At 68.8% G+C, this 5,280-nt stretch carries 5 protein-coding genes; all 5 read right to left on the bottom strand.

Going from position 1 to position 5,280, the window contains the following annotated elements; all coding sequences use genetic code 11:
* On the bottom strand, nucleotides 1–361 hold a 361-nt coding region (locus WAW17_RS16240; RefSeq protein ID WP_422333977.1), incomplete at its 3' end, for a potassium-transporting ATPase subunit C.
* A gap of 6 nt (nucleotides 362–367) precedes the next feature.
* Nucleotides 368–2,473: a potassium-transporting ATPase subunit KdpB gene (kdpB, locus tag WAW17_RS16235; protein WP_422333976.1), complete on the bottom strand. Its 2,106-nt coding sequence runs from the start codon at nucleotides 2,471–2,473 to the stop codon at nucleotides 368–370.
* Nucleotides 2,470–4,185, bottom strand: a complete 1,716-nt coding sequence (gene kdpA / locus WAW17_RS16230; protein ID WP_422333975.1) for a potassium-transporting ATPase subunit KdpA — start codon at nucleotides 4,183–4,185, stop codon at nucleotides 2,470–2,472. Before kdpA ends, kdpB begins: the two co-directional genes overlap by 4 nt.
* Nucleotides 4,185–4,283 carry a K(+)-transporting ATPase subunit F gene (kdpF, locus tag WAW17_RS16225; RefSeq protein ID WP_422333974.1) on the bottom strand — a complete coding sequence of 33 codons (99 nt, stop codon included), beginning with the start codon at nucleotides 4,281–4,283 and terminating at the stop codon, nucleotides 4,185–4,187. Before kdpF ends, kdpA begins: the two co-directional genes overlap by 1 nt.
* A 245-nt stretch (nucleotides 4,284–4,528) precedes the next feature.
* Nucleotides 4,529–5,158: a pyridoxamine 5'-phosphate oxidase family protein gene (locus WAW17_RS16220; protein ID WP_422333973.1), complete on the bottom strand. Its 630-nt coding sequence runs from the start codon at nucleotides 5,156–5,158 to the stop codon at nucleotides 4,529–4,531.
* Between the last annotated feature and the right edge of the window lie 122 nt (nucleotides 5,159–5,280).

Raw genomic sequence — 5,280 nt, 5'->3', positions numbered from 1 at the left:
CCCCCCGCCGGTCGGCGACGAACGTCGCCAGGATCTCGCTGCTCGGCCCCTGGTTGGTGGGCAGGGCGGCGGCGGGGTCTCCCGGCGCGAACGGATCCTGTTCGGCCACCGACCCGGTGACCCGGTTGTGAAAGAACGGATCCCGCTCCCCTGCCGACACCTGCGGATCGACACCGACCCACCGGCTCCCGACGACGCACCCGGTGTTGTCGCGCACCGGAGACCCCTCGGCCGCTCCCGCGCCGATCCTGCTCACCCCCCATACGGCGGCGGGATAGAGCACACCGAGGACTGCCGTGAGTGCGAGCAGGACGAGTAGTCCGGCCCAGGTCTGCCGGAGCAGACCGATGAGAAATCGCATGCGGGATCACCCAATTCCGGGAATGAGACGGACGACGAGGTCGATGAGCCAGATACCGGCGAACGGCGTGATCACGCCGCCGAGGCCGTAGATCAGCAGGTTGCGGCCGAGCAGCGTCGACGCCGACGACGGACGGTAGCGAACGCCTTTCAGTGACAACGGGATCAGCGCGACGATCACGACGGCATTGAAGATCACCGCCGACAGAATGGCAGATTCCGGGGTGGCCAGCCGCATGATGTTCACAGTGTCCAGCTGCGGATAGATGCCGCTGAACAGGGCGGGGAGGATCGCGAAGTACTTGGCCAGGTCGTTGGCGAGCGAGAACGTGGTGAGCGCCCCGCGCGTGATGAGCAGCTGTTTGCCGATCTCCACCACCTCGATGAGCTTGGTGGGATCCGAATCGAGATCCACCATGTTCCCGGCTTCCTTCGCCGCGGACGTGCCGGTGTTCATCGCCACCCCGACATCCGCCTGGGCCAGCGCCGGGGCGTCGTTGGTGCCGTCCCCGGTCATCGCGACGAGCCGCCCGCCCTCCTGTTCCCTACGGATCAGCGCGAGCTTGTCCTCGGGGGTCGCCTCGGCCATGAAGTCGTCGACTCCGGCCTCGGCCGCGATGGCCTTCGCCGTCAACGGGTTGTCGCCGGTGATCATCACCGTGCGAATCCCCATGGCCCGCAGTTCCGCGAACCTTTCGGCGATGCCCGGTTTCACCACGTCCGACAGCGCGATCACGCCGAGGACGGTCGCTGCGTCTCCATGGACGGTGGCGACCACCAGCGGCGTCCCCCCGGCCTGCGCGATCTGGTTCACCGAGTCGGTGACCGCGGGAACCGCGCGCCCACCGAGCGCCCGCACCCAGGTCAGCACGGCGTCGCTCGCGCCCTTGCGGATCCGGGCGCCGTCGATGTCGAGTCCGCTCATCCGGGTCTGCGCCGTGAACGGCGCGAACTCCGCCGCTCTCTCCGACTCGGACGGTGCCGGATCCAACCCGAAGTCACGGGCGCACAGGTCCACGATGCTGCGACCCTCCGGGGTGCCGTCCGCGAGGCTGGACAACCGTGCTGCCGTGGCCAACTCGATCGCGGAAACCCCCGGTGCGGGATGCAGGGCCGTGGCCTGCCGGTTGCCGAACGTGATGGTGCCGGTCTTGTCCATCAGCAGTGTGTCGATGTCACCGGCCGCCTCCACCGCCCGCCCCGACATCGCCAGGACGTTCCGCTGCACCAGCCGGTCCATCCCGGCGATGCCGATGGCCGACAGCAGGGCCCCGATCGTGGTGGGGATCAGGCACACCAGCAGCGCGATCAGCTTGATCGGATCCTGCTCCTGGCCCGCGTAAAGGCCCATCGGACCGATCGCGACGACGGCGAACAGGAAGATGATCGTCAGCGACGCCAGCAGGATGTTCAGCGCGATTTCGTTCGGCGTCTTCTGCCGCGCCGCCCCCTCCACGAGGGCGATCATCCGGTCCACGAACGACTGTCCGGGGGCCGCGGTGATGCGGACGACGATCCGGTCGGAGAGCACGGTCGTGCCACCGGTGACGGCACACCGGTCGCCGCCCGATTCGCGCACGACGGGCGCCGACTCGCCGGTGATGGCCGACTCGTCCACGGTCGCGATGCCGTCGACGACGTCACCGTCGCCGGGTATCACCTCCCCCGCCTCGACGACGACCCGGTCACCAACGGTGAGTTCGGTACCAGCCACCGACTCCAAACGGCCACTCGCCGTGATCCGGTGGGCGACGGTGTCCTGCTTCACCTTCCGCAGGCTCGCCGCCTGCGCCTTGCCCCGACCCTCCGCGACCGACTCGGCCAGATTCGCGAACAGCACGGTGAACCACAGCCAGGCGACGACAGCCCACGAGAACACCGACGGGTCGGCGACGGCCATGACGGTGGTGACGACGGAACCGACGAACACCACGAACATCACCGGGTTGCGGGCGAGGTGCCGGGGGTCGAGTTTGCGCAGGGCGCCCGGCAGCGCCGTCACCAGCTGAGCGGGGCTGAAGATTCCCGCTTTCACGGGCGCCGGGTCGTGGCTTCCCTCGGGCGTCGTGGTCGCCGCCTCGGGCTTCGGACGACTGGTCGCCTTCACACTCACTGCAGAGCCTCCGCGATCGGTCCCAGCGCGAGGGCCGGGAAGAATGTCAACGCCGCGACGAGCACGACGGTGCCGGTGAGGAGCCCGGTGAACATCGGGCCCGCCGTCGGCAGGGTTCCGGCGCCTGCGGCCGTCTTCTTCTGCGACGCCAGCGATCCGGCGAGTCCGAGGACGAAGATGATCGGCAGGAACCGGCCGAACAGCATGCACAGGCCGAGAGCGCTCTGGAACCAGTCGCTCGTCACCGTCAGCCCGCCGAACGCACTGCCGTTGTTGTTCGAGGCCGACGCGAACGCGTACAGCACCTCCGAGAATCCGTGGATGGATCCGGGGCGTCCGGGGTCGCCGCTGTTGCCCTGGTAACCGGTGGTCGAGGACAGGATCATGGTGATTCCGGTCCCGATCAGGACCAGCGCCGGCATCACCAGCACGGACAGGGCGGCGAGTGTGATCTCACGCTGCCGCAGCTTCTTGCCGAGGTATTCGGGTGTGCGGCCGACGAGGAGTCCACCGACGAAGACGGCGATCAGGGCGAGGACGAGAATTCCGTAGAGCCCGGTGCCGACACCGCCGGGCGCGATCTCGCCGAGCAGCATGTTGAGCAGAACGGCTCCGCCGCCGAGCGGCGAGAGGCTGTCGTGCGCCGAATTCACCGCGCCCGTGGACGTCCCGGTGGTGCTCACGGCCCACAGCGCCGTACCGGGGATTCCGAAACGAACCTCCTTGCCCTCCATCATCGCGCCCGCGGCGGTGGCTGCAACGCCGCGCTGACCCGACTCCGCGGCGAGCGTGACCGCGAGGAGCGATCCCCACAGGATGCCCATCACGGCGAGCAGGGTCAGACCCTGGCGGTGCCCGGACACCTCGCTCGCTCGGTCGTGAGGGTCGCCGACCATGGTGCCGAACGTGCGGGTGAGCGAGACCGGGATCAGCAGGATCGCCAGGATCTCGACGATGTTGCTGACCGGCGTCGGGTTCTCGAACGGGTGCGCCGAGTTGGCGGCGAGGATCCCGCCGCCGTTGGTGCCGAGTTCCTTGATCGCTTCCTGCGAGGCGACGGGCGCGAGTGCGTTGGTAACGGAGTTGCCGTCCAGACCGGTGGACGCGAAGCCCGGGTGGAAGGACTGGATCACGCCCTGGCTCAGCAGGATCAGCGCGATGACGAAGGAGAACGGCAGCAGAATCCGTAGGCTGCCCCGGGTGAGGTCCACCCAGAAGTTACCGATCTCGCCGCCGCGCGACACCCGGACGAACCCGCGGATCAACGCCACCGCGACGGCCATGCCCACCGCTGCGGACACGAAGTTCTGCACGGCGAGCCCGACCGGCTGGGTCAGGTTGCTCATCGTGGTCTCGGGCGCATACGACTGCCAGTTGGTATTCGTCACGAACGACACGGCCGTGTTGAACGCCACCGCGGGACTGACCCCGGACAGGTCCCCGGACAGAGGCAGCACTCCCTGGATGCGTTGCAGGGCATAGAGGAACAGCACACTCGCCGCGGAAAATCCCAGCACGTTGCCCGCGTAGCCGTACCAGGTCTGCTCGGTGTGGGGGTTGATGCGGCACAGGCGGTACAGCACGGATTCGGCCCCCAGATGTCGGCGTGATTCGTACACGCGCGCCATGTAGTCGCCCACCGGCACGTACGCGACCGCGAGTACCGCGAGGACGAATGCGACCTGCAATCCGGCCGCCAGGGCAGGCGTCATCAGAACCGCTCCGGGTCGATGAGCGCGATCAGGAGGTACACGACGAGCCCGGCGGCGATCGCGACGAGCGCGACCGCGAGTATTCCTGCGCCCGTCACCGCGCGCGTCCCGTCTGCAGGGCCCGGAGAACCAGTGCGCACCCGGCGAATCCGCCGAGGACGAGCGCCACGAAGGCCAAGTCGGCCATGAGAGAACCCTCTTCGAGATCTTCTGTCTCTGTGTGTCATCGCAGGCATGACACCCCGCGGTTGCGGGGTGTCATGCCAGCATCACGCCGGACCTCGGGGGAAGAGGCCGCGCTGACGAAGCGCTTACGGGTCTCCTACGGCTCTTGACGCTTTCCTTACGCGGTCCGGGTCAGCCGCGACACGGACGCGGGCACGGGCGTGCCGCTCGCCACCCACGGCGCCGGGACGGGCGCACCGGCGACCGACCGCACGGGGACCACGCCGGCCCAGGCGCTGCTGGTTTCGGTGGGTTCACCCGGTGGCGCGTCCCGCACCTTGACGGTCCATTGGCCCGGAGTGATCGGAAGGGCGAGGGCCAGTGTCGCGGCGAGTTCCTTGCGCCGGTGTCCCCGGACCTCCGTGCTGCGGCCGGGGATCAGCACGTCCGACAGCGCGCTCAGTGCGTCGGCGGAGTCGCCTTCGCCGAGGGTGACGAGGTTGCCCCGCACCACCGCGGAACGGTAGTTGGCCGACGAGTCGAACAGGGTGTCCGCGACGACGATTCCGTCGAGCATCGCGACGCACAGCACCGCAGGCGCGCCCGCCGCCACCTGCCGCAACGCACCGGCCCCGGTGGACCCGTGCAGCAGGATCCTGTCGCCGTCGCGGGCGTAGAGCATCGGCACGGCCCACGGCAGCCCGTCGACGACGGTCGCGAGGGTGCCCATCGGCGCGGCGTCGAGGACGGCGTCGAGTTGCGCTCGTTCGGTGCGGGCACGGTCCGGGTATCTCATGATCTTGTCCACGAGACCATCCTCGACCCTATGCGTGGCTCGCGGGGCCGCCGAGGCGATCGGCGGGGTAGTCCGACGGCATCTCGGCTGATACTGTTCGTTCGAACGAACAGTGGCGTCGGAGGGGCGAGATG

This window comes from Rhodococcus sp. (in: high G+C Gram-positive bacteria) (assembly GCF_049286785.1).
GTDB lineage: Bacteria > Actinomycetota > Actinomycetes > Mycobacteriales > Mycobacteriaceae > Rhodococcus_F.
This window is presented reverse-complemented; position numbering and strand designations above follow the sequence as displayed.

Coding starts and splice junctions, on each gene's coding strand:
- kdpA (WP_422333975.1), bottom strand. CDS start 4,185: ATGACGCCTGCCCTGGCGGCCGGATTGCAGGTCGCATTCGTCCTCGCG.